22 protein-coding genes are annotated in these 20718 nt (G+C 70.6%); 16 read left to right on the top strand and 6 right to left on the bottom strand.

The window, feature by feature from the left end; translation table 11 throughout:
* The first annotated feature begins 44 nt into the window (after positions 1-44).
* Positions 45-1646: a glycoside hydrolase family 13 protein gene (locus AB0M47_RS18315; RefSeq protein ID WP_363414709.1), complete on the top strand. Its 1602-nt coding sequence runs from the start codon at positions 45-47 to the stop codon at positions 1644-1646.
* Between the two features lie 24 nt (positions 1647-1670).
* Complete coding sequence (locus tag AB0M47_RS18320; RefSeq protein ID WP_363414712.1) at positions 1671-2444, top strand: TRIC cation channel family protein; 774 nt, start codon at positions 1671-1673, stop codon at positions 2442-2444.
* Between the two features lie 51 nt (positions 2445-2495).
* Here AB0M47_RS18320 and AB0M47_RS18325 read toward each other — a convergent pair whose 3' ends face one another.
* The gene (locus AB0M47_RS18325; protein ID WP_363414715.1) at positions 2496-2768 is read right to left on the bottom strand and encodes a GlsB/YeaQ/YmgE family stress response membrane protein; all 273 of its coding nucleotides are present in this window, start codon (positions 2766-2768) and stop codon (positions 2496-2498) included.
* 101 nt (positions 2769-2869) lie between these two features.
* On the opposite strand from AB0M47_RS18325, the gene AB0M47_RS18330 reads away from it, so the two are divergent.
* Both AB0M47_RS18330 and AB0M47_RS18335 read left to right on the top strand, forming a co-directional pair.
* Positions 2870-3187: a GNAT family N-acetyltransferase gene (locus tag AB0M47_RS18330; protein ID WP_363414718.1), complete on the top strand. Its 318-nt coding sequence runs from the start codon at positions 2870-2872 to the stop codon at positions 3185-3187.
* Positions 3188-3244: 57 nt separating this feature from the next.
* A complete protein-coding gene (locus tag AB0M47_RS18335) occupies positions 3245-3973 on the top strand; it encodes an HAD-IA family hydrolase (protein WP_363414721.1) in 729 nt (242 codons plus the stop codon).
* 93 nt (positions 3974-4066) lie between these two features.
* Here the strand turns inward: AB0M47_RS18335 and AB0M47_RS18340 are convergent, their stop codons facing one another.
* Genes AB0M47_RS18340 through AB0M47_RS18350 form a run of 3 tightly spaced genes read right to left on the bottom strand, consistent with a single transcriptional unit; the run spans position 4067 to position 6097 of the window.
* On the bottom strand, positions 4067-5377 hold the full coding sequence (locus AB0M47_RS18340; protein WP_363414724.1) for a PH domain-containing protein: 1311 nt from the start codon (positions 5375-5377) through the stop codon (positions 4067-4069).
* Positions 5374-5877, bottom strand: coding sequence for a PH domain-containing protein (locus tag AB0M47_RS18345; protein ID WP_363414727.1), 504 nt, complete (start codon positions 5875-5877; stop codon positions 5374-5376). Before AB0M47_RS18345 ends, AB0M47_RS18340 begins: the two co-directional genes overlap by 4 nt.
* A 10-nt stretch (positions 5878-5887) precedes the next feature.
* On the bottom strand, positions 5888-6097 hold the full coding sequence (locus tag AB0M47_RS18350) for a hypothetical protein (protein ID WP_363414730.1): 210 nt from the start codon (positions 6095-6097) through the stop codon (positions 5888-5890).
* Positions 6098-6426: 329 nt separating this feature from the next.
* Here AB0M47_RS18350 and AB0M47_RS18355 point away from each other — a divergent pair, with 329 nt between their 5' ends.
* The 7 genes from AB0M47_RS18355 (at position 6427) to AB0M47_RS18385 (ending at position 13472) form a co-directional block, all read left to right on the top strand.
* The gene (locus tag AB0M47_RS18355; protein ID WP_363414785.1) at positions 6427-7419 is read left to right on the top strand and encodes an AAA family ATPase; all 993 of its coding nucleotides are present in this window, start codon (positions 6427-6429) and stop codon (positions 7417-7419) included.
* Positions 7416-8315 (top strand): DUF58 domain-containing protein, encoded by a 900-nt coding sequence (locus AB0M47_RS18360; protein ID WP_363414733.1) that lies wholly within the window; start codon positions 7416-7418, stop codon positions 8313-8315. Before AB0M47_RS18355 ends, AB0M47_RS18360 begins: the two co-directional genes overlap by 4 nt.
* A gap of 17 nt (positions 8316-8332) precedes the next feature.
* Entirely contained in the window at positions 8333-9283 is a 951-nt protein-coding gene (locus tag AB0M47_RS18365; RefSeq protein WP_253761772.1) for a VWA domain-containing protein, read from the top strand.
* An 812-nt stretch (positions 9284-10095) separates the two neighbouring features.
* Entirely contained in the window at positions 10096-10809 is a 714-nt protein-coding gene (locus AB0M47_RS18370; RefSeq protein WP_363414736.1) for a beta-ketoacyl-ACP reductase, read from the top strand.
* Positions 10810-10843: 34 nt separating this feature from the next.
* Entirely contained in the window at positions 10844-11605 is a 762-nt protein-coding gene (gene fabI, locus AB0M47_RS18375; RefSeq protein ID WP_363414739.1) for an enoyl-ACP reductase FabI, read from the top strand.
* A gap of 9 nt (positions 11606-11614) precedes the next feature.
* The gene (locus AB0M47_RS18380; RefSeq protein WP_363414742.1) at positions 11615-12682 is read left to right on the top strand and encodes a ferrochelatase; all 1068 of its coding nucleotides are present in this window, start codon (positions 11615-11617) and stop codon (positions 12680-12682) included.
* Positions 12683-12692: 10 nt separating this feature from the next.
* Positions 12693-13472: an HAD-IIA family hydrolase gene (locus AB0M47_RS18385; protein WP_253761776.1), complete on the top strand. Its 780-nt coding sequence runs from the start codon at positions 12693-12695 to the stop codon at positions 13470-13472.
* A gap of 20 nt (positions 13473-13492) precedes the next feature.
* Here AB0M47_RS18385 and AB0M47_RS18390 read toward each other — a convergent pair whose 3' ends face one another.
* Positions 13493-14287, bottom strand: a complete 795-nt coding sequence (locus tag AB0M47_RS18390) for a hypothetical protein (protein WP_363414745.1) — start codon at positions 14285-14287, stop codon at positions 13493-13495.
* Positions 14288-14344: 57 nt separating this feature from the next.
* Here AB0M47_RS18390 and AB0M47_RS18395 point away from each other — a divergent pair, with 57 nt between their 5' ends.
* Positions 14345-15910 (top strand): hypothetical protein, encoded by a 1566-nt coding sequence (locus AB0M47_RS18395; RefSeq protein WP_363414748.1) that lies wholly within the window; start codon positions 14345-14347, stop codon positions 15908-15910.
* 6 nt (positions 15911-15916) lie between these two features.
* On the top strand, positions 15917-16726 hold the full coding sequence (locus AB0M47_RS18400; protein WP_363414751.1) for a DUF3097 domain-containing protein: 810 nt from the start codon (positions 15917-15919) through the stop codon (positions 16724-16726).
* A gap of 110 nt (positions 16727-16836) precedes the next feature.
* On the opposite strand, the gene AB0M47_RS18405 is transcribed toward AB0M47_RS18400, so the two are convergent.
* The gene (locus AB0M47_RS18405; protein ID WP_363414754.1) at positions 16837-18171 is read right to left on the bottom strand and encodes a serine hydrolase domain-containing protein; all 1335 of its coding nucleotides are present in this window, start codon (positions 18169-18171) and stop codon (positions 16837-16839) included.
* Positions 18172-18346: 175 nt separating this feature from the next.
* Between AB0M47_RS18405 and AB0M47_RS18410 the strand changes: the two genes are divergently transcribed.
* From AB0M47_RS18410 to AB0M47_RS18420, 3 genes are all read left to right on the top strand, one after another.
* Complete coding sequence (locus AB0M47_RS18410) at positions 18347-18778, top strand: NfeD family protein (RefSeq protein ID WP_253761781.1); 432 nt, start codon at positions 18347-18349, stop codon at positions 18776-18778.
* Between the two features lies 1 nt (position 18779).
* Positions 18780-19829 carry an SPFH domain-containing protein gene (locus AB0M47_RS18415; RefSeq protein ID WP_363414757.1) on the top strand — a complete coding sequence of 350 codons (1050 nt, stop codon included), beginning with the start codon at positions 18780-18782 and terminating at the stop codon, positions 19827-19829.
* 73 nt (positions 19830-19902) lie between these two features.
* Complete coding sequence (locus AB0M47_RS18420) at positions 19903-20706, top strand: RNA methyltransferase (RefSeq protein ID WP_363414760.1); 804 nt, start codon at positions 19903-19905, stop codon at positions 20704-20706.
* Positions 20707-20718 lie beyond the last annotated feature (12 nt).

Below are 20718 nucleotides of genomic sequence, written 5' to 3' on the forward strand. Positions count from 1 at the left end.
CGGTCGCTGGTTTGGGGTGAAGCGTACCCGGTTATCCTCGATCCGTGTCAGGTCACTGGTGGCGGCATGCCGCGATCTATCAGATCTATCCCCGTAGCTTCGCCGACGGCACCGCGGACGGGATCGGCGACGTCGCGGGCATCCGCGCTCGGCTCGGCTACCTGAAGGAGCTGGGGATCGACGCCCTGTGGCTGAGTCCCTGGTACACCTCGCCGATGGCCGACGCCGGCTACGACGTGGCCGACTACCGGGACATCGACCCCCTGTTCGGCACGCTGGCCGACGCGGAGGCGTTCCTGGCCGAAGCGCACCAGCTGGGCATCCGCGTGATCGTGGACATCGTCCCGAACCACTGCTCGGACCAGCACCCCTGGTTCCAGGCCGCCTTGGCGGCCGCGCCGGGCTCGCCCGAGCGCGACCTGTTCTGGTTCCGGCCCGGCCGTGGTGAGCACGGAGAACTGCCGCCCAACGACTGGCAGTCGAACTTCGGCGGCCCGGCGTGGACCCAGGTGCCGGACGGGGAGTGGTACCTGCACCTGTTCGCCCCGGAACAACCGGACTGGAACTGGGATCATCCCGACGTCCGGGAGGACTTCGCGCGTACGCTGCGGTTCTGGCTCGACCGGGGCGTCGACGGCTTCCGCATCGACGTCGCCGAGGCGCTGGTGAAGGACCCGGCGCTGCCCGACTTCGCGGACATGCCGCTCGGCGTGCCGGCGCCCTGGGTCGACCAGGACGGCGTGCACGAGATCTACCGCGAATGGCGCAAGATCGCCGACTCCTACCCGCAGGAGGCGATCTTCGTCGGCGAGCTGTGGATCACCGACCCCGAGCGTTTCGCCCGCTACCTGCGGCCGGACGAGCTGCACACCGGGTTCAACTTCCCGTTCCTGTCGGCCGCCTGGGACGCGGGCGACCTGCGTACCGTCATCGACCAGACCTTGGCCACCCACGAGCCGATCGGCGCCCCCGCGACCTGGGTGTTGTCGAACCATGACGTCACCCGCGTGGTGACGCGGTACGGCCGGGCCGACACCCGCCACACCTGGGACCTGACGCGGGAGGCGCATCCGGCCGACCTGGAGTTGGGGACCCGCCGGGCGCGGGCGGCCGCGTTGCTGTCGCTGAGCCTGCCCGGGTCGGTCTACGTGTACCAGGGTGAGGAGCTGGGCCTGCCGGAGGTGCAGGACCTGCCCGAGGAGGTGCTGGCCGATCCGCGCTGGGTGCGGTCCGGGCACACCGACCGCGGCCGGGACGGCTGCCGCGTGCCGCTGCCGTGGAGTGGCGACGCGGCGCCGTTCGGGTTCAGCCCCACCGGCGTACGCACGTGGCTGCCGCAGCCGCCGGAGTGGAAGGCCTTGACGGCGGAGGCGGAGAGCGGCGACCCGGGTTCGATGCTGTCGCTGTACCGCACGGCGTTGCGGCTGCGCCACGAGACGGCCGAACTGCTCGACGAGGGACTGCGCTGGTTGCCGGCCGAGCCCGGCGTCCTCGCGTACGCCCGCGGCGAGACGTTCGTCTGTGTGGTCAACACCGGCGCCGAGCCGGCGGAGCTGCCCGCGTACGCCGAGATTCTGCTGGCCAGTGGGGATCTCGTGGCCGGGAAACTGCCCGCCGACACGGCGGTCTGGCTGCGCGTCGCCTGACCTGAGCGCCGGTACGCTCCCGGCATGTCGGATCCGGTGCAGGCGGTGGCTTTGCCGCACGCCGTGGACATCGCGTCGGTCGTGCTGGGGGCGGCTCAGGGCGCGTTGTTCGCGTCGCAGGTGGCCAAGGAACGCAAGATCGACCTCGTCGGCATCGCGATGGTCGCGATCGCGACCGGGCTCGGCGGCGGCATCGCCCGGGATCTGTTGCTGAACCAGGTTCCCGCCGCGTTGCAGAGCAACGAGTACGTCAGCTCGGCGCTGGTCGCCGCAATCGTGGCGGTCGGGCTGAGCGGCGCGCTCAGCCGCCTCGACCCGCTGGTGGTGGCGTTCGACGCGCTGTCGCTCGGGCTCTACCTCGTGGTCGGTCTGTCGAAGGCGAGCAGCCTGGGACTGGGGTCGGTGCCGTCGATCTTCATCGGCATCCTGTCCTGCACCGCCGGCGGCGTCGTCCGCGACCTGCTGCTGCGGACCGAGGTCGCGATGGTCACCGTCGGATCGTTCTACGCCTTCGCGGCGTTCGGCGGCGCACTCGTCTACATGGGACTTCTACAGGTCGCCAATCAGGGCGTCGCGACCTGGATGGCCGTGCTCGTGACGTTCAGCGTACGCATGCTGTCGATCTGGTTCGGCTGGAGCACGCCGCACGCGAGCGCGCTGCGAATGGAGCGGCTGGACGCGAGCGTCGAGTCGATGGAACGGATGGCGCGATCCGGAGTGGACGTCATCCTGCGCGGCGGCAAAGGTTTCATGCGGAGCGACCGGACGGAGTCCGACGGCCGGACCTCCGAGGAATAGGCGACGCCCCGGCCTGGACAGGCCGGGGCGTACCGAATTCAGCGGGGGTCGTCAGCCGACGCTTCGCCGGCCCATGGCTCCGGAGACGAGCACCACCCCGATCGCCGCGAGGACGACTTGGATGATGATCTCCAGCCAGTCGACGCCGTCCGTGGTGGCCCAGCCCGCCGCGCGGGCGATGGCCGTGCCGATCAGGGCGGCGACGATGCCGACGACGATGGTCAGCCAGATGGGAATCGACTGCGGGCCCGGCACCACCAGCCGGCCCAGCGCACCGATGATCAGTCCGACGATGATCGCCGAGATGATGCCGGTTACGGTCATGGTCCCCTCCTTAGGATTGATGCCTAAGAGCTTCCCCGCTGGGCCATCGACCAAACACCACGTCTGGCCAGGGACGGTGAAAGCTTGGCAGTATGGGGGGCGTGATCGTGAATGACGTCCCGGAACTCGCTCGCTTCGAAGGCCGCCTGGAAGGCCGCCCCGAGGATCCCGCCGGTGCCGGTGACCTCGCCGGATACCTTGAGTACCACCGCTTCGACGGCGTCTGGGCGTTGAATCACGCTTTCACGTTCCCGGCGTACCGGGGTCGTGGGGTAGCGGCGGAGATCACACGCGCGGCGTTGGACGCGGCCCGGGAGGCGGGCGCGCAGGTTCGTCCGATCTGTCCGTTCGTTGCGGATTACCTCGACACCCATCCGGAGTACGCCGACCTGGCCGTCCCGGAAAAGGCGGAGCAGTGACGAATCCGCAACGTGGCCACCTGCCCTGATGGCGGGTGGCAATGGCAGGATGAGCGCATGCTCCCCCCGCGTGCGCTTCTCCTGGACTTCGGCGGCGTCGTGGCCGAGGCCGTCGACGACACCGCTGACGCAGGCTTCCCGACGCGGGTGCACGAACTGATCGGCCGTTCCCTGCCGCTGGACCGGATCGAAGCCGACCTGGCCGCCGCCGACGCCGCCCGCGACCAATGGCGGTCGAACCCGGAGAATCCGGAGCTGAGCCACGTCCAGCTCTGGGCGGACTTCGTGGCCAAGGACTGGCCGGAGCAGGCACGCGAGACCGCGGTCGGCTGGGCCGACGAGCTGACGAGCGGCTGGGCGCGGCGGAAGTGGGCGGTCGTCGAGGGGATGACCGAAGTCCTGGAGTTCACCGTCGGCCGGGGTCTGCCGGTGTCGATCGTCAGCAACACCCGCAGCGGTGAGGCGTACCGGGGGTTCCTGGAGAGCGCCGGGCTGACCGGCGCGTTCGCCGCCCAGATCTACAGTGACGAGGCGGGCGTCTTCAAGCCCAACCCCGGCATGATCCGGGCCGCGACGCAGGCCTTGGACGTTCCCGCCGACCAGTGCTGGTTCGTCGGCGACTCGCTCAGCCGCGACATCGAGTGCGGCCGCCGGGCGGGCGTCGGCGCGGCCATCCTGCGGCCCAGCCGGTCCTGGACCAACGACCGCTGGCAGGCCGAGCCGGACGCGGTCGTCGCCGACGGGCACGAGCTGCTCAAGCTGCTGAAGCGCGCCCTCGACGTCTGACCGGCCCGCATCTGTAGTTCCGCGTTGGATCACGGATCCCGGTCGAATCTTGACCCATGATTCGACGCGGAACCCTGATCCAGCGCGAAAAAGCTAAGCGGCTGCGCGGGCGGCGCGTGCGCGTACGGTCAGTTCGCCGGCCAGCTCGTAGGCCTCGGCGAGGTCGCGTTCCGGCGCCGAGGCCGGGGGAGCGCCGGCGACGTCGACGTGCACGGTGGCCAGCCCGAGGCGGCGCTGCACCGGCCCCTGCTGGACGCGGACCGACTGGATCCGCGCGTACGGCACCAGCCGCAGCCGGCGGGTGAGCAGACCGTCGACGGTCGCGAAGACGTGCGGCGTGAGCCCGGCCGCGAGCACCGTGCGGGCCAGCGGCGCGAGCCACACCGCCCGCTCCGGCACTCCGCTCAGCGGCAGCGCCGCGATGTCCACCGGGGCCAGCTCGCCGTCGACACGCGGCAGCAGCCACGGCACGACCGCGCGCGCCTCGTCCAGCGTCGCGACCGGCAGCAGGGTGGTCGCCTCGTGGTCGTCCGGGTCGGCGCCCTGCGAGCCCTGCGCGGCGATGTCCACAGTGGCCTTCAGCCAGCGTTTCGGCCGCCAGATCAGCGGCCAGGTGACGGTCACCCCCTGCACCCGCTGCACCGGCACGGTCTGGCTGTGCGTCTCGGTCAGGCCTCGCCGGATGTGCAGCCGCGTTTCGCGCTCGGTCAGCGTGCAGCGCCAGTTGCGGGTCACGCGGCGTACCGGGCGGACCAGGACGCCGATCAACGCCGTGATCATGCTCGCGATCGCGATGAACCCGAAGCTCCCGGCCAGGGCGAACTGCACGACGACGAACGCGGCGGCGATCGGCAGGAAGATCACCTCGGGGGTCATCGCCTGACTCAGCAGCAGGTCCTCGTCACGCGCCGCGTACAGGACCGGCTCCGGTCCACGCGGCTCGTTCTCCGCGGGCGCCGCCGAGCCGCCGCGGGCCAGCTCCAGCAGATGGGTACGCAGAGAGCCGGCCTCGGCGACGGTCAAGTAGGCCAGCGGGGCTTCCGCCTTCCCACCGCCGACCACTTCGAGGCGGAGTTCGGCGAGCCCGGTCAGCTGCGCGAGGAACGGCCGGACGACCTCGACCGACTGCAGGCGCTCCAGCGGGATCGTGCGTACGCGGCGGGAGAAGGTGCCCTCGTAGATCCGCAGTTCCCGGCCGGTCACCTCGTAGCCGGTGAACCGCCAGGTGATCACGGAGTAGATGACCGCGCCGATCAGGATGAGCACGACGACGCCGAGGAAGTGGGCCACCCCGAGGTTGGCGAAGCCCTGCCAGGAGATGACGGCGACGAGCGCGATGAGTTGACGGATGCTGTGCAGGAACGGTGAGAGCGGGTGCAGCCTGCGCCGCGGCAGGTCCGTCACAGCCCTTCCTTCCGGATCTCGCCGAGCGCCGTCAGCCGGTCCCGCAGCCGGGCGGCCTCGGCCGGCACCAGGCCCGGCACTCGGGCGTCGCTGGCCGCGGCGGCGGTGTGCAGCTGAACCGTGGCCAGTCCGAACAGCCGTTCCAGCGGACCGGCGCTGACGTCGACGAACTGCATCCGGGCGTACGGGACGATGCTCAGGTGCCGCACGATCCGGCCGTGCCGGACGAGTAGGTCGTCGTCGCGTTCGGCGTAGCCCCACGAGCGCACGCTCCGCCCGATCAGCGCGATGCGGACGAGCGTCGCCGCGACGAGGACCGCGCCGATGACGAGGGCCCAGATCCACTGCCAGATCAGGTAGACGGCGATCGTCGCGGCGAGCGGCACGATCAGGCCGAGCAGCAGCTCGACGCGCTTGAGCGTGGCCAGGCGGGGGGAGACGGGATGCCAGTCGACCGTGTCGGGCCACGGCTGGAGGGCGTCGGCCACGGGATGCGTCACGGTTGAGAATCTACGCGAGCGGATCGACGGCGCGTAGGAAGCCGCGGGCGTCGAGGAACGCGGCCAGCGAATCTCGGTGGGCGGGGCAGGCCAACCAGACTTTTCGCCGCTCGGGCTCGTGTAGCTTGGGATTGTTCCAGCTCAACGCGTAGGCCGCGACCTGTCGGCAGCCCTTGGCGGAGCAGATGCGATCCGGCTGATCGCTCGAATGAGTAGTCATAGCAGTAGAGATAAAGCGCCGGACGACCACGGGGGAAGTCGTCCGGCGACGCGCAAATACTAACCACATTTGCGGGGTGCGTGTCCAGTCCCGCCATGTGCCTGATCGGCCGGACCCAGCCGTCGGCCCGGGGCGCCCGCGCGGCGGTCCTGGTGGCAATTGTTCCCTTATGACACCCTTATGCGGATAGTTGCGTCACTCTCTGGAGGCGATCAGTGACGGAGAAGAGTCTCGGTTCCGATCTCGATCTCGTCGAGGGCGTGCTCGTCACCGAAAACGGCACATCTGATGCGGGCCCCGCCGGCCCGGAAGCGCTCAACGGGCATCCGATACCGCCGGCTCAGGACGCGTCGCTGCTCGAACGGGCGCTCTTCGAGGTCAAGAAGGTCATCGTCGGCCAGGATCTGCTGCTCGAGCGGATGTTCGTGGCGCTGCTCGCTCGGGGGCACTGCCTGCTGGAGGGCGTACCGGGGGTGGCGAAGACGCTCGCGGTGGAGACGCTCGCCGAGACCGTCGGCGGCACCTTCGCGCGTATCCAGTTCACGCCGGACCTCGTCCCGGCCGACATCGTCGGCACCCGGATCTACCGGCAGTCGACCGAGTCCTTCGACGTGGAACTCGGTCCGGTCTTCGTGAACTTCCTGCTCGCCGACGAGATCAACCGGGCTCCGGCCAAGGTGCAGTCGGCACTGCTGGAGGTGATGGCCGAGCGGCACGTCTCGCTCGGCGGCGCCCGGCACGACGTGCCGAACCCGTTCCTGGTGATGGCCACTCAGAACCCGATCGAGCAGGAGGGGGTCTACCCGCTGCCCGAGGCGCAGCGCGACCGATTCCTGCTGAAGGTGCTCGTCGGCTACCCGTCGGACCTGGAGGAGCGCGAGATCGTCTACCGGATGGGGGTGGCCCCGCCGTCGGCGGCGCAGGTGCTCAACCCGGTCGACCTGATCGGGCTGCAGACCCGGGCCGATCATGTGTTCGTCCACAATGCTCTGGTCGACTACGCGGTACGCCTGGTGACCGCCACCCGGGCCCCGGCTGAGCACGGCATGGAAGACGTCGCGCAGCTGATCCAATACGGAGCCAGCCCCCGAGCCTCGTTGGGCCTGGTGCGGGCGGCCCGGGCGCTGGCATTGCTGCGCGGGCGCGACTACGTCCTGCCGCAGGACATCCAGGAGCTGACTCCGGACGTTCTGCGACACCGGCTGGTCCTCAGCTACGACGCGCTCGCCGACGACGTCCCGCCGGACCGCATCGTCGAGCGCATCCTCGAGACCGTCCCGCTGCCCTCGGTGGCGCCCCGGCAGCAGGCCGACCGACGGTGATCTCCCCGGCCCAGACCGCAGTGCTGGCGCGCCTGCACCTGCAGGTGACCCGCCGGCTCGACGGCCTGCTCCAAGGCGACTACCTCGGTCTGTTGCCCGGACCGGGCAGCGAGGCGGGGGAGTCCCGCGAATACCGCGCCGGCGACGACGTACGCCGGATGGACTGGCCCGTCACCGCGCGTACCACGGTGCCCCATGTGCGTTTGACCGAGGCGGACCGGGAACTGGAGACGTGGCTGGCGATCGACGCGTCGGCGAGCCTGGACTTCGGCACCGCCCGGATGCGCAAGTGGGACGTGGCGCTGGCCGCGGCGGCGGCCATGACCCACCTGACCGTGCGTGGCGGCAACCGTGCGGGCGCTCTGGTCTGCACGGGCGACGGCGTACGCCGCATCCCGGCCCGGGGCGGCCAGCGGGGCGCGCAGTCGCTCATGCACGCGATCGCCGGGCTGGAGATGCGTCCGGGGCGGGCCGATCTCGGCGAGCTGTTCGACGGGCTGATGCGGCCGCCGCGCCGACGCGGGCTGGTCGTGATCATCTCCGACTTCCTGGGTGACGCCCGGTCGTGGCAGCGTCCGCTCTCCCGATTGGCGGTACGCCACGACATCCTGGCCGTCGAGATCGTCGATCCGCGTGAGCTGGAACTGCCCGCCGTCGGCGTGATCGAGGTGGCCGACCCGGAGAGCGGTCAAGTGCACGAGGTCGACGTGACCGAGCGCCTGGCCGGGGCGTACGCCGCCGCCGCGGCCGAGCAGCGGGCCGAGGTGTCCGGGACGCTCCGGTCGGCGGGCGCGGCGCATCTGCGGTTGAGCACCGACCGCGATTGGCTGCTGGACATCGTGAACTTCGTCGCGGCGCGCCGGCATCGGCACAACCGGCGAGCCGAGGTTCGCTGAGGAGCGGGGTTGGCTACATGGTGAGTTTCCTGCAGCCGTGGGCGCTGCTGTTCCTCCTGCCGGTGGTGGCCGTCGCCGGAGGTTACGTCTATCGGCAGTACCGAAAGCGCGTCAACGCCGTCCGCTTCTCCAACGTGGACCTGCTGAAGACGTTGGCGCCCAAGGGGATCGGCTACAAGCGCCACGTCACGGCGGCGGCGCTGCTGCTATGCCTGCTGACGCTGGCGCTGACGACCGCCCGCCCGGCTCTGGCCATGCAGGTGCCGCTGGAACGGGCGACCATCGTGCTGGCCATCGACGTGTCGCTGTCGATGGAGTCCAAGGACGTCGAGCCCTCGCGGATCCAGGCCGCCCAGGAGGCCGCGATCAGCTTCGCGCGCGAGGTGCCGGCCGCGTACAACCTGGGTCTGGTGTCCTTCGCGAAGTCCGCGAACGTGCTGGTCTCCCCAGGCAAGGACCGCGATCAGGTGGTGAACGCGATCCAGAGCCTGCAGCTCGACGAGGCGACCGCGACCGGCGAGGCGGTCTTCACCGCACTCGACGCGATCCGCACGGTGCCCCCGGACGGAGCGCAGGGCGCGCCGCCGGCGCGAATCCTGCTGCTCTCCGACGGCTACCGGACCGCCGGCCGGCCGACCGAGGACGCGGCCGCGGCGGCGACCGAGGCGGACGTGCCGGTCTCCACGATCGCGTTCGGCACCGACGACGGCATGGTCGACATCGGCGGCATGCCGCAACGCGTCCCGGTGGACCGGGAGGCGCTGGCGCAGCTCGCCGAGTCGACCGGCGGCTACTTCGCCGAGGCCGCGAGCGCGCGCGAACTCAAGCAGGTGTACGAAGACCTCGGCTCGTCCGTAGGCCATCGCAAGCAGACGCGCGAGGTCACGGCCTGGGCCGCCGGGGCAGCCCTGCTCTTCGGCCTCTGCGCGGCCGGCCTGTCCCTGCTCTGGGGCTCCCGCCTCCCCTGACGCCGAGCCGGTTGCTGCAGATCACCGTTATGCAGGCTTCCCAGCCTCGAGAAGCGTGCATAGCCGTGATCTGCGCCGAGGGCCGCGCTACACCGCGGCGGCTGACCCGTGCTCTATGAATGATTCTCGATCAGGGACGAGAACGGCTGATATTTGGTTCCTGGCAAGGCGCACGACACCGCCGTTGCCTGGGGGCAGCAAGGTGGCGAGCAACGCCGCCAGGGGCCAAATAGCGGCCGTTATCGAGACGCAAGGACGAAGAGGGTGAAGACCCAGAGGCAGGCGAGGGTGAATCCGAGTGGTGCGAGGAATCGGCTCATGGTGAACTCCAGCGGGTTCCGGTTCGGGCACAGAACGGGTTACCTGCGCGAAGCAGGCCGCTGAACGTCATGGCTGGACGAGGCCCGGCCAGCACACACGTAGCCCCGCCGAACGGCGGAGCGGATGCTGGGCGGGTGGGCGCGAGGCGCGGAGTTATCCGCGGAAAGCAGCCCAGCCACGACTGGAAGGATCGCTATTTCGCACAGCGATCACCTCCTGTAGGCCGGGCGCCGAAGGGCGCGTCCTTGTCGGAAACGGACGAAAGTCCCGACGCAGATGATAGCTCCTGTCTCAGGGCCGGTTCCACTTGGGTCACCCGACTCGCCGCAAAGATCACCCGACCGGACGGGCGGGGTTGGGCCCCTCAGCCACGTTGTGGGAAACCTACAAGATCTGTAGGTGGTTTTCTGCGTCGCCCTCGCCACGGCGTCCCGTTCGGCGACCTCTAGGCTCATCGCGGAAGCTCATCGGACTCGCACTAGGGAGCAGGCGTGGCTCGCACCGTACTGGTCACCGGCGGCAATCGCGGCATCGGCTTGGCCATCGCCCAGGCGTTCGCCAAGCAGGGCGACCGGGTGGCGATCACCCACCGTGGCTCGTGGGACGCGGCGACGGCGCCGGACCTGTTCCCGGTGACCTGCGACATCACCGACCCGGCCGCGGTCGACGCCGCGTTCGCCACGGTCGAGCAGGAGCTCGGCCCGGTCGAGGTGCTGGTCGCCAACGCCGGGATCACCGACGACACGCTGCTGATGCGGATGTCGGAGGAGCAGTTCGGCCGGGTGCTGGAGACCAACCTCACCGGGGCCTGGCGCTGCGCCAAGCGCGCGTCGACCAAGATGGTCCGCGGCCGCTGGGGCCGGATGATCTTCATCTCGTCGGTGGTGGGCCTCTACGGCGGCGTCGGCCAGGTGAACTACGCGGCGAGCAAGGCCGGCCTGGTCGGCATGGCCCGGTCGATCACTCGGGAGCTGGGCAGCCGCAACATCACGGCGAACGTGGTCGCGCCCGGGTTCATCGAGACCGACATGACCGCGAAGCTCCCCGAGGAGCGGCAGGCGGAGTACAAGAAGGCCATTCCGCTGGGCCGGATGGCCACGCCCGACGAGGTCGCCGGGGCGTGCACCTGGCTGGCCGGGGACAGCGCCGGTTACGTCACCGGGGCGGTCATCCCGGTCGACGGCGGCCTCGGCATGGGCCACTGACTTTCACCACCCCGTACGGAGTTAGGGAGACAGCGTGCTGCTCGAAGGCAAGAAGATCCTGGTCACCGGCGTCATCACCGATCAGTCCATCGCGTTCAGCGTGGCGAGGGTGGCTCAGGAGCAGGGCGCCGAGATCGTGCTGACGGCGTACCCGCGGCCGACCCTCGTGGAGCGGATCGCCAAGCGGCTGCCCAAACAGGCGCCGGTCATCCCGCTCGACGTGACCAACGCCGAGGAGCTCGCCGGCATCGCCGACAAGGTACGCGAACACCTGCCGACCCTCGACGGCGTCGTGCACTCGATCGGCTTCGCGCCGCAGACCGCGTTGGGCGGCAACTTCCTGGAGACGAAGTGGGAGGACGTGGCCGCCGCGGTGCACGCCTCGACGTACTCCTACAAGTCGCTCGCCACGGCGCTGCTGCCGTTGATGCACCAGGGTTCCTCGATCGTCGGGCTCACCTTCGACGCGACCGTGGCGTACCCGGTCTACGACTGGATGGGCGTGGCCAAGGCCGGGCTGGAGTCGGCGAGCCGCTACCTCGCGCAGTACCTCGGCCCGCAGGGCATCCGCAGCAATCTCGTCTCGGCCGGTCCGCTGCGCAGCATGGCGGCCAAGTCCATCCCGGGCTTCGAGAAGTTCGAGGAGTCCTGGGCCAACCGCGCCCCGCTCGGCTGGGAGTTGACCAACGCCGAGCCGGCCGCCAAGGCCGTCGTGGCGCTGCTGTCGGACTGGTTCCCGGCCACCACGGGTGAGATCGTCCACGTCGACGGTGGCTATCACGCCATGGCTGGCTAGTCTGGCTTCGTGCCAGTAGACGCCTTTTTGCTGCTGTCGTTCGGGGGGCCGGAAGGTCCCGACGACGTGATGCCGTTCCTGCGCAACGTGACCGCCGGGCGCGGTGTCCCGGAGGAGCGGCTGCTCGAAGTCGCCGAGCACTACCAGCACTTCGGCGGCGTCTCGCCGATCAACGAGCAGAACCGGGCGCTCCTGCGGGCGATCGAGGCCGACTTCCGGGACCAGGGCGTCGGCCTGCCCCTCTACTGGGGCAACCGCAACTGGCAGCCGATGCTCGCCGACACCCTGGCGCAGATGCGCGATGACGGCGTCGAGTTCGCGGTCGGGCTCGCGACGAGCGCGTACGCCGGATATTCGTCGTGCCGGCAGTATCTGGAGGACATCGCGGCGGCCCGGGCCAAGGTCGGTCCGGGCGCGCCCGAGGTCGTCAAGCTGCCGCACTTCTACGACCGTCCCGGGTTCGTCGAGCCGCACGTGGACGCCGTCCGGGCCGCGTTGGCGAAGGTCGGGCCGGGCCCGGCTCGGATCGTCTTCACGGCGCACTCGATCCCGCTGTCCATGGCGCGTACGGCCGGACCTGCCGGGGAAGGCTTGGCTGAGCCGCCGGGAGTGCAGTCAGCCGGTCTGTACGAGGCGCAGCTGAGGGAGGTCGCCCGGCTGGTCGCCGAGCGCGCCGCGCCGGACCTCGCCTGGGACCTCGTCTGGCAGTCCCGGTCCGGCCCGCCGCAGGTGCCGTGGCTGGAGCCGGACGTCAACGACCACCTCCGGACGGTTGCGGAGAAAGCGGTCGTGGTGAGCCCGATCGGGTTCGTCTCCGACCACCTCGAAGTCATCTGGGACCTGGACAACGAGGCCGCCGCGACGGCGGCCGAGCTGGGTCTGGCGTACGCCCGCGCGGCGACCCCGGGCACCGATCCCCGCTTCGTGCGGATGATCACCGATCTCGTCCGCGAGGCGACGGCCGCACCGCAGGCAACAGCGCCGTCCGATACACGGCCGACACCCGGGCTCGGTAGGCTTTCGGCGATACAGACGTGCGGGGCCGGGTGTTGTCCGGCGCCCGCGAGGCGCGGATAGGTGTGGGCGGATGACCGAACGGAAGCCGATCGAGAGCTGGCTGACCGACATGGACGGCGTGCTCGTGCACGAGGGCGTGCCGGTGCCGGGAGCGACCGAGTTCATCGGGCGGCTGCGCGCCTCTGGTAAGCCGTTCCTCGTCCTGACGAACAACTCGATCTACACGCCCCGGGATCTGCACGCCCGGCTGACCCGGCTCGGGTTCGACCTGCCGGAGGACGCCATCTGGACGTCGGCGCTGGCGACGGCGCAGTTCCTGGCCGACCAGCGGCCCGGCGGGACGGCGTACGTGATCGGCGAGGCGGGCCTGACGACCGCGATGCACAACGCCGGTTACATCCTCACCGACTACAAGCCGGACTACGTGGTGCTGGGCGAGACCCGCAACTACAGCTTCGAGGCGATCACGATGATGATCCGCCTGATCAACAACGGGTCGCGGTTCATCTGCACCAACCCCGACGCGACCGGTCCTTCGAACGAGGGTGCGCTGCCGGCCGCCGGCTCGGTCGCGGCACTGGTCACGAAGGCGACCGGCATCGAGCCGTACTTCGTGGGCAAGCCCAACCCGATGATGATGCGCTCGGCGCTCAACAAGATCGGCGCGCACTCGGAGTCGGCGGCGATGATCGGCGACCGGATGGACACCGACATCCTGTGTGGACTGGAGGCGGGCCTCCAGACGTTCCTCGTGCTGACCGGGATCAGCACCAAGGAGGACATGGAGCGCTACCCGTTCCGGCCCTCGCGCGTGGTCGGCTCGGTCGCCGACCTCATCGCCGAGGTCTGATCGGGTTTTCTGATCGCGTTCTACAGGACCAGATCGGAGTTGATCGCGGCCGCGACGCCCCGCCGGCAGGCGGTGGCCAGCGGCCGCAACGCCTCATCCCGTTGCTGCGCCTCGAAACTGTTCAGCGCGCCACCGGGCGCTTCCTGCCCGGCCAGGATCAGTACGCGCTCCAGCAGCAGCGTCCGCGCGTACAGCCGCCGGGCGGGGACGTCGTAGCCCGGGGGCAGATCGGCCTCGGTCGGTCGCCGGAGGGCGCTGATCGCCCCGGCCAACTCCGGCCGCCACCGCGCTACGTCGAGTTTGGCGAGTTTCGCGGTGGTGTCCTGGACGGCCAGCGACAGCTCGCCCTCGGCCTGCCGGACCGTCGGCTTCGGACCGGTGACGGGCATCGGTGGCAGCTGGTACGCCGTCCACCGGATCGTCAGGAAGACGTCGCCGGAGCCGGAGACGTGTTCCTGCGCCTGTGGCGCCAAGCCGAGCATCCCCGCCAGTACGCCTTCCCCGGCGACCAGCGCCGCGCCGGTGAAGTCGCCGGGACCGAGCCCGTCGGGGTCGCCCGGCGCGGGCAGGGTCAGCCTGATCTCGTCCGGATGCAACTGCCGCAAATGCGGGAGTGCCTCCCGTAGCGGCAGGTCGGACCAGGTGCCGGGCAGGTCTGCCGCGACGTGTTCCTCGCTCGTGCCGTCGGGCGGCGACTCGATCGCGTCGATCGCGTCGTCGAAGGACGTGAGGCCCGCGCGCCAGGCTCGGCACCACGCGACGAAGCGGGCCGAGCGGCGTTCGGCGAGGGCGACCGAGTGCGCCGCAGCAGACATGCTGCTCAGAATACGCTCCCCACCGCCCCGGACAGATATCACCTACGATGTGCTCCCGTGGTAGACACCCCGACGCCAGTGCGGCGTACGCCCTTGCTCGGCCTCCTCCTCACGATTCCCGCGCTCCTGCTGCTGTGTTCGGGCTATGTGGTACCGACTGTGCGGCTGTTCTGGACGAGCCTGCACAACGCCCGGTTCCTCAAGGAGAACTCGGAATTCATCGGGCTGGAAAACTATGGCCACCTTGATCGGTTCTACGGCAGCGGCACGCTGGTCGCCGTAGGGCTGGGACTCGCCGCCGCCGCGGTCGCCATCGTCGTCGGCGGCGGAATCGCGTTCCTCGCGCATCGGTCCGGGCGTGTCGGCCGTCGTCTGGTGTGGATCGGCTTCGCGCTGCCGTTGTCGGCGTTGGCGTCGAGCGCCGTCGCGGTCGCCTGGTTCCTCACGCTGACCGGCGACTCGGCGCGCACCTACTTCGAACACCCGGTGGCCGGGAACTTCGTCGTCGCGCTGCTCGCCGCTTTCGGGCTGCTGAGCGGGATCGGCGCGGTGGCGTACCTGCTGGTGCTGCGGGCGGGCCGCCGGGTCGCGGTCACCGGCGGCCTGGTCGCGCTGATCCTCGGCGCGTCGTCGATCGCGCTGGTCCTGCAGTCCGCGGCGTTCCCGCTGCTGTTGCGCAGCCCGCGCGACGACGCGCCGCCGGTCCTCCAGATCTACACCGAGGCCTTCCAGACCGCCCGGTTCGGGCTCGCCGCGGCGGGCAGCGTCGTCCTGCTCGTGGTGCTGGCGATCCTCGGAGTTCTGGTCACGGCTGCGGTGGTTGCGATGCAAGCCCGACTGGTACGCGTGGAGAACGCCGAATCGGGGTCGAAACCGGGCTGGACGGTCGCGACCGCCGTCGTGGGCGGCGGGGTGCTCCTGTTCGGTCTGCTCGGCCTCGGCCCGTGGCTGCTGCGGCTGGCCGACTTCGGCGAGCTGCCCGACGGCGTGGCCGGGCCGATCTTCTTCACCTGGGCGCCGCCGCTGGTCTCCACGGTGGTGGGCGTGGGCGCGGCCGTGCTGGCCGGGTTCGGCATCGGCGGGCTGCGTCCCCTCGGTACGCGGAGTCACCTGCTGCTCCTGCCGTTCGCGCCGTGGTTGTTCGTCGGATTGGCCCCGCTGATGGTCGACGCGTACGCCCACCTGTGGCGGCCGGACGGCAGCGACAACGTGGCATTGGCCTTCCTGAGGGCGATCCCGCCGTCGTCGCTGAGCATCCCGGCGCTGGTACTGTCCGCCGTCCTGTTCCGTGGACTGTCGACTCAGGACCGTCCGTGGCGCGCGTGGCGTACGGCGGCTCCGACGATCGGCCTGGTCGCCCTGGTGACCTGGGTGGTCCAGGCGCAGGATCTGCTCTGGACGCTGCTGGTGACCGTCGACGCCGACTACGGCAGCCTGCCGTATTGGGCGGTGCGCCAGACCTCCCAGTACGCCTTCAGCCGCGACATGGACTCGATGGTCGGCTGGATGTACCCGATCCCGGGCTGGCTGCTCGTCGCGGCCGCGGTCGCGGTGGTGGGCGTGTTCGTCCTCGACCGGCTGGCGCTGCACACCGGGCCGGAGGAACAGCCGCCAGTAGCATGACCCCTCGTGGGACGCTATGACGATGTGCTCGCCGGGGGCCGACGCCCCCGGCGGGTGATCCCGGTGCACGAGGCCGAAGCCGAGATGGTCGTGGAGGATGCCGACTCCGGATTCTGCGGAGCCGTGGTGGGCTTCGAGGGCCAGGCCGTCATCCTGGAGGACCGGCATGGCAACCGCCGGCTGTTCCCGCTGGAACCGGCGGCGTTCCTGCTCGACGGGGTCACCGTCACGCTGACCCGCCCGGCTCGGTCCACTGCGGACGGCGGCTTGAAGCTGACCGCGTCGGGCTCCGTCGCGGTGGGACCACAGCGCGCCCGGGTCGCCCGTGCGGGCCGGATCTGGGTCGAGGGACTGCACGACGCCGCTCTGGTCGAACGGGTCTGGGGTGACGACCTGCGGGTCGAGGGCGTCGTCGTGGAACCCCTCGACGGCGTGGACGACCTGCGGCGCCGGGTCGCCGAGTTCTCGCCGGGGCCGGACGCCCGGCTCGGCGTACTCGTGGATCATCTGGTGACCGGGAGCAAGGAGAGCCGGATCGTGGCCGCGGTGACCGACCCCCACGTGCTGGTGACCGGGCATCCCTACGTGGACGTCTGGCAGGCCGTGAAGCCGGCGTCGGTGGGCATCGCGGCGTGGCCGCAGGTGCCGCGTGGCACCCCCTGGAAGGAGGGGGTGTGCGCGGCGCTGGGCGTGGCCGAGCCCGCGGACCTGTGGCGGCTGATCCTGAGCCGGGTGAACAGCTACCGCGACCTGGAGACGCCGCTGATCGGGGCGGTCGAACGCCTCATCGACTTCGTGACCGCCCCACCCCGTTGATCATGGAGTTAACTGTGGTCTCGACGGTGTGTCGGGGTGGCAAACTCCATGATCAACGCTGGCGGGGGGAGTCGGCGAGCAGCGGCGCGCGGCGGTAGCTGGCGGGGGCGCTAGTCGCCGAGCAGCGGCGCGCGGCGGAACACGAAGGTCGCGATGTCCAGCGCCGTCGGTACGCCGTCCCCGTCGCGCAGGACGGCCAGGATCTCGCCGTCGTGCTCGCCGGAGATCCCGCGCCAGCGATCCTTGCCCTCGGGGCGGAAGCGGACCTCGGGGCGGGGCCGGGTCACCGAGCCGAGCACGAGCTGACCGGTCGCCAGGTCGTGGCGGACCTCGTACTCGCGGCCCATCCACCACCAGCGGCCCAGCAGGTCGGCCACGTCGGACGGCGGCTGCGCGGCGGGCCGCCACGGGGCGATCGCCTCGGGTTCGCCGTCCAGGACGGTCGCCATCATGTCGAAGGCGAGCCGGCCCAGGGACTTGCCGTGCAGCGTGTACGCGTTGGCGTAGGCGACCACGCCGGTGCGGCTGGGCCGGTGGACGACGAGCGCGGCCAGGTAGCCCGGCATCGATCCGCCATGGCCGAGGTAAACGCGCTCGCCCTCGCGGTACAGCTCGATGCCGAGGCCATGGCCGCCGCTCCAGGTGTCCAGGTCGTTCATCACCACGGGAGCGGACATCTCGCGGAGCGTGGCCGGTTCCAGGATGGCCGGGTCCGGATCGGCCAGGAACGCCGCCCACTTCGTCAGGTCGACCGGCGTGGACCACAGCTGCCCGGCGGGGGCCATCGCGCCGGTGTCCGAGCGGGGCTCCTCCCGCAGCGTGTCCAGCCAGGGGTGCACGACGTAGCCGGGCGCGAACGGGTCGGCCGGGTGATAGCTGGTCCGGGTCATCCCGAGCGGCGTGAGCAGGCGCTGCTGGAGCAGTTCGGCCCAGGTGAGCCCGGTGACCCGGTGCAGGACCGCCCCGAGCAGCCCGTACGCCAGGTTCGAGTAGTGGTAGCCGTGGTGCGGTGCCAGGGCCAGCTTCTCCGGGGTCAGCGCGGCCAGCAGGTCCTCGATGTCACCGCCGTCGGTGCGCTCCCACCAGGCCCCGTCCGGCTCCCGCTGCAGCCCGGCCGAGTGCGCCAGCAGCTGCCGGAGCGTCACGTTGCTGCCGACCGGCGTACCGGGCAGGTGCCGGTAGAGCAGGTCGTCCAGGGACAGCAGACCTTGATCGCGCAGCTGGAGGAGCAGGACGGCGGTCATCGTCTTGGAAATCGAGCCGATCCGGAACTGGACGTTCGCCACCGAGGCGCCGTCGGCCGGCCGGTCCAGCACCGTCCCGGCCCCGGCCACGTGGGCCAGTTCTCCGGCCCGCACGACGGCGGCGGCCACGCACGGGGCGCGTCCGGCCGCCTGAGCGCGGGCCACGAGCTGGTCGAGGGCGAGCGAGGTCTGCGGCAGCAACGGGCACCTCCGGGTTCGACGGGTTGTGCAGGGTTCGTCCGATCAACGCCGCGCCGACGCTAGCCGTTATCGCGATCGCCGAAACGGCCGGGTGGGGTAAGCCCGAACGGCCCACCCCGGGCAGCAGATGCGGCCCGGGCTTACAGGACTTGCCCCGACGTGCCACGATCATGCTGTGGAGAGTTGGGGATGGTGGCTGATCGCCGCCGGAGCGCTCGTCGTCGGCGAGCTCTTCATGGGAGACTTTGTGCTGCTCATGCTGGCCGCTGGCGCGGCCGCCGCGGCCCTGGCCGGTGTGCTGGGGCTCGGCATCGTGGGCGAACTGCTGGTTTTCGCGGTCGTTTCGGGGCTCGCGCTGTTCTTCGTGCGGCCGTGGATCAAGAACCGGTTCTATCGCAACTCACACCAGGTCAAGATCGGCGTCTCGACCATCCTCGGCTCCGAAGCGGTCGTCATGGAGCGGGTCGATGTCGAGAACGGCCAGGTCAACCTGAGTGGTGAGTTGTGGCGGGCGCGGCCCTACGACGCCTCCCGGGCGTACGAGCCGGGAGAGCGCGTCCGTGTGATCGAGGTAGACGGTGCCACCTTGAAGGTGGGGAAGGACTGACATGGACAACCCAGTCACGGTGTTTCTGTATCTCGTCATCGGGATCGTCGCGCTGATCGTGGTCATCACGCTGCTGCGCTCGGTGCGTCAGGTGCCGCAGCAGCGCAACGACGTCGTCGAGCGGCTCGGCAAGTACCACCGGACCCTGACGCCCGGCCTGAACATCCTGGTGCCGTTCATCGACGCCGTACGCACCAAGGTGGACCTGCGTGAGCAGGTGGTCAGCTTCCCGCCGCAGCCGGTGATCACCTCGGACAACCTGGTGGTCTCCATCGACACGGTGCTGTACTTCAAGGTCGTCGACCCGGTGAAGGCGACCTACGAGATCGCCAACTTCCTGCAGGCGATCGAGCAGCTGACCGTCACCACGCTGCGTAACGTCATCGGCTCGATGGACTTGGAGCGCGCGCTGACCAGCCGCGAGGAGGTCAACCGGCACCTGTCGGTGGTACTCGACGAGACCACCGGCCGCTGGGGCGTCAAGGTGACCCGGGTCGAGATCAAGGCGATCGAGCCGCCGCCCAGCATCCGCGACTCGATGGAGAAGCAGATGCGGGCCGAGCGGGATCGCCGCGCGGCGATCCTGACCGCCGAGGGCGTCAAGCAGTCCCAGATCCTGACCGCCGAGGGTGACAAGCAGGCCGCGGTGCTGCGCGCCGACGGTGACCGGCAGGCCCGCATCCTGCAGGCGGCCGGTCAGGCGAAGGCGATCGAGACGGTCGTCAGCGCCATCCACGCCGCCGACATGGACAGCACGGTCATGGCGTACCAGTACCTGCAGGCGCTGCCGCAGATCGCCCAGGGCGCCTCGAACAAGCTGTGGATCGTCCCGGCCGAGCTGAGCCGCGCCCTGGAGGGCATCAGCAACGCCTTCGGCGGCCTCCACCCGCCGGCACCGGCGTCGGAGCGCCCCGCCCGTCCGGCGGCGAGCGTGGACACCACCGAGGTCGTCGAGGCGGCGAAGAAGGCGGCGGACGAGGTCGCCAAGATCGAGGGCGAGGCGAAGGCGGCTGGCGAGGCGGCCTCCGGCCAGACCCCGCCCACGGCCTGACGTTTTCGAGCCGAACGAGCGCGGGCCCGCCACGGCGGGCCCGCGCTCCGCGCGTACCGGGCAGAATGGCGGCGTGGAGCTGATCACCGACCCGGCGGACGACCGCATCGCCGACTACCGGGCGCTGACCGATCTGGAGCTGCGGACGCGCTGGGAGCCGCCGAACGGGCTGTTCATCGCCGAGGGCGAGCTGGTGCTGCGCCGGGCGCTGGCGGCCGGGTATCGGCCTCGGAGCGTACTGATCGAGGCCAAGCGGGCCGCGCAGCTGGCCGATCTGGCCCAGGGCGGGCTGGGGGAGGCCGCCGTCTACGGGGCCGACGCCGCTCTGCTGCAGCAGATCACCGGCTTCCACGTGCACCGGGGCGTCCTGGCCAGCTTCCATCGCAAGACCCTGCCGAGCGTCGCCGAGGTGTTGGCCCAGGCCAGGCGGGTGGTGGTGCTGGAAGACATCAACAACCACACGAACATCGGGGCGATCTTCCGGGGCGTCGCGGCGCTCGGCATGGACGCCGTGCTGCTCTCGCCGACCTGTGCCGACCCGTTGTATCGCCGCAGCGTCCGGGTCAGCATGGGTGAGGTCTTCGCCATCCCGTACGCCACGCTCGACCCCTGGCCGCACGGGCTGGACGTGCTGCGGGAGGCCGGCTTCACGGTGCTGGCGATGACTCCCGCGCCGGACGCGATCTCGTTGCACGAGCTGTCGTCCGAACAGCGGCGACGACCAGCCTTGCTGATGGGCGCCGAGGGGCCGGGGCTGACCGCGGGGGCGCTCAAGTCGAGCGATGCCCGCGTGGTCATCCCGATGCATCGCGGCGTCGACTCGCTCAACGTGGCGGCCGCGACGGCCGTGGCCTGCTGGGAGCTGACGCGGCCATGACGCGACGGGCCC

The organism is Hamadaea sp. NPDC051192, assembly GCF_040682475.1.
GTDB classification, from domain to species: domain Bacteria; phylum Actinomycetota; class Actinomycetes; order Mycobacteriales; family Micromonosporaceae; genus Hamadaea; species Hamadaea flava.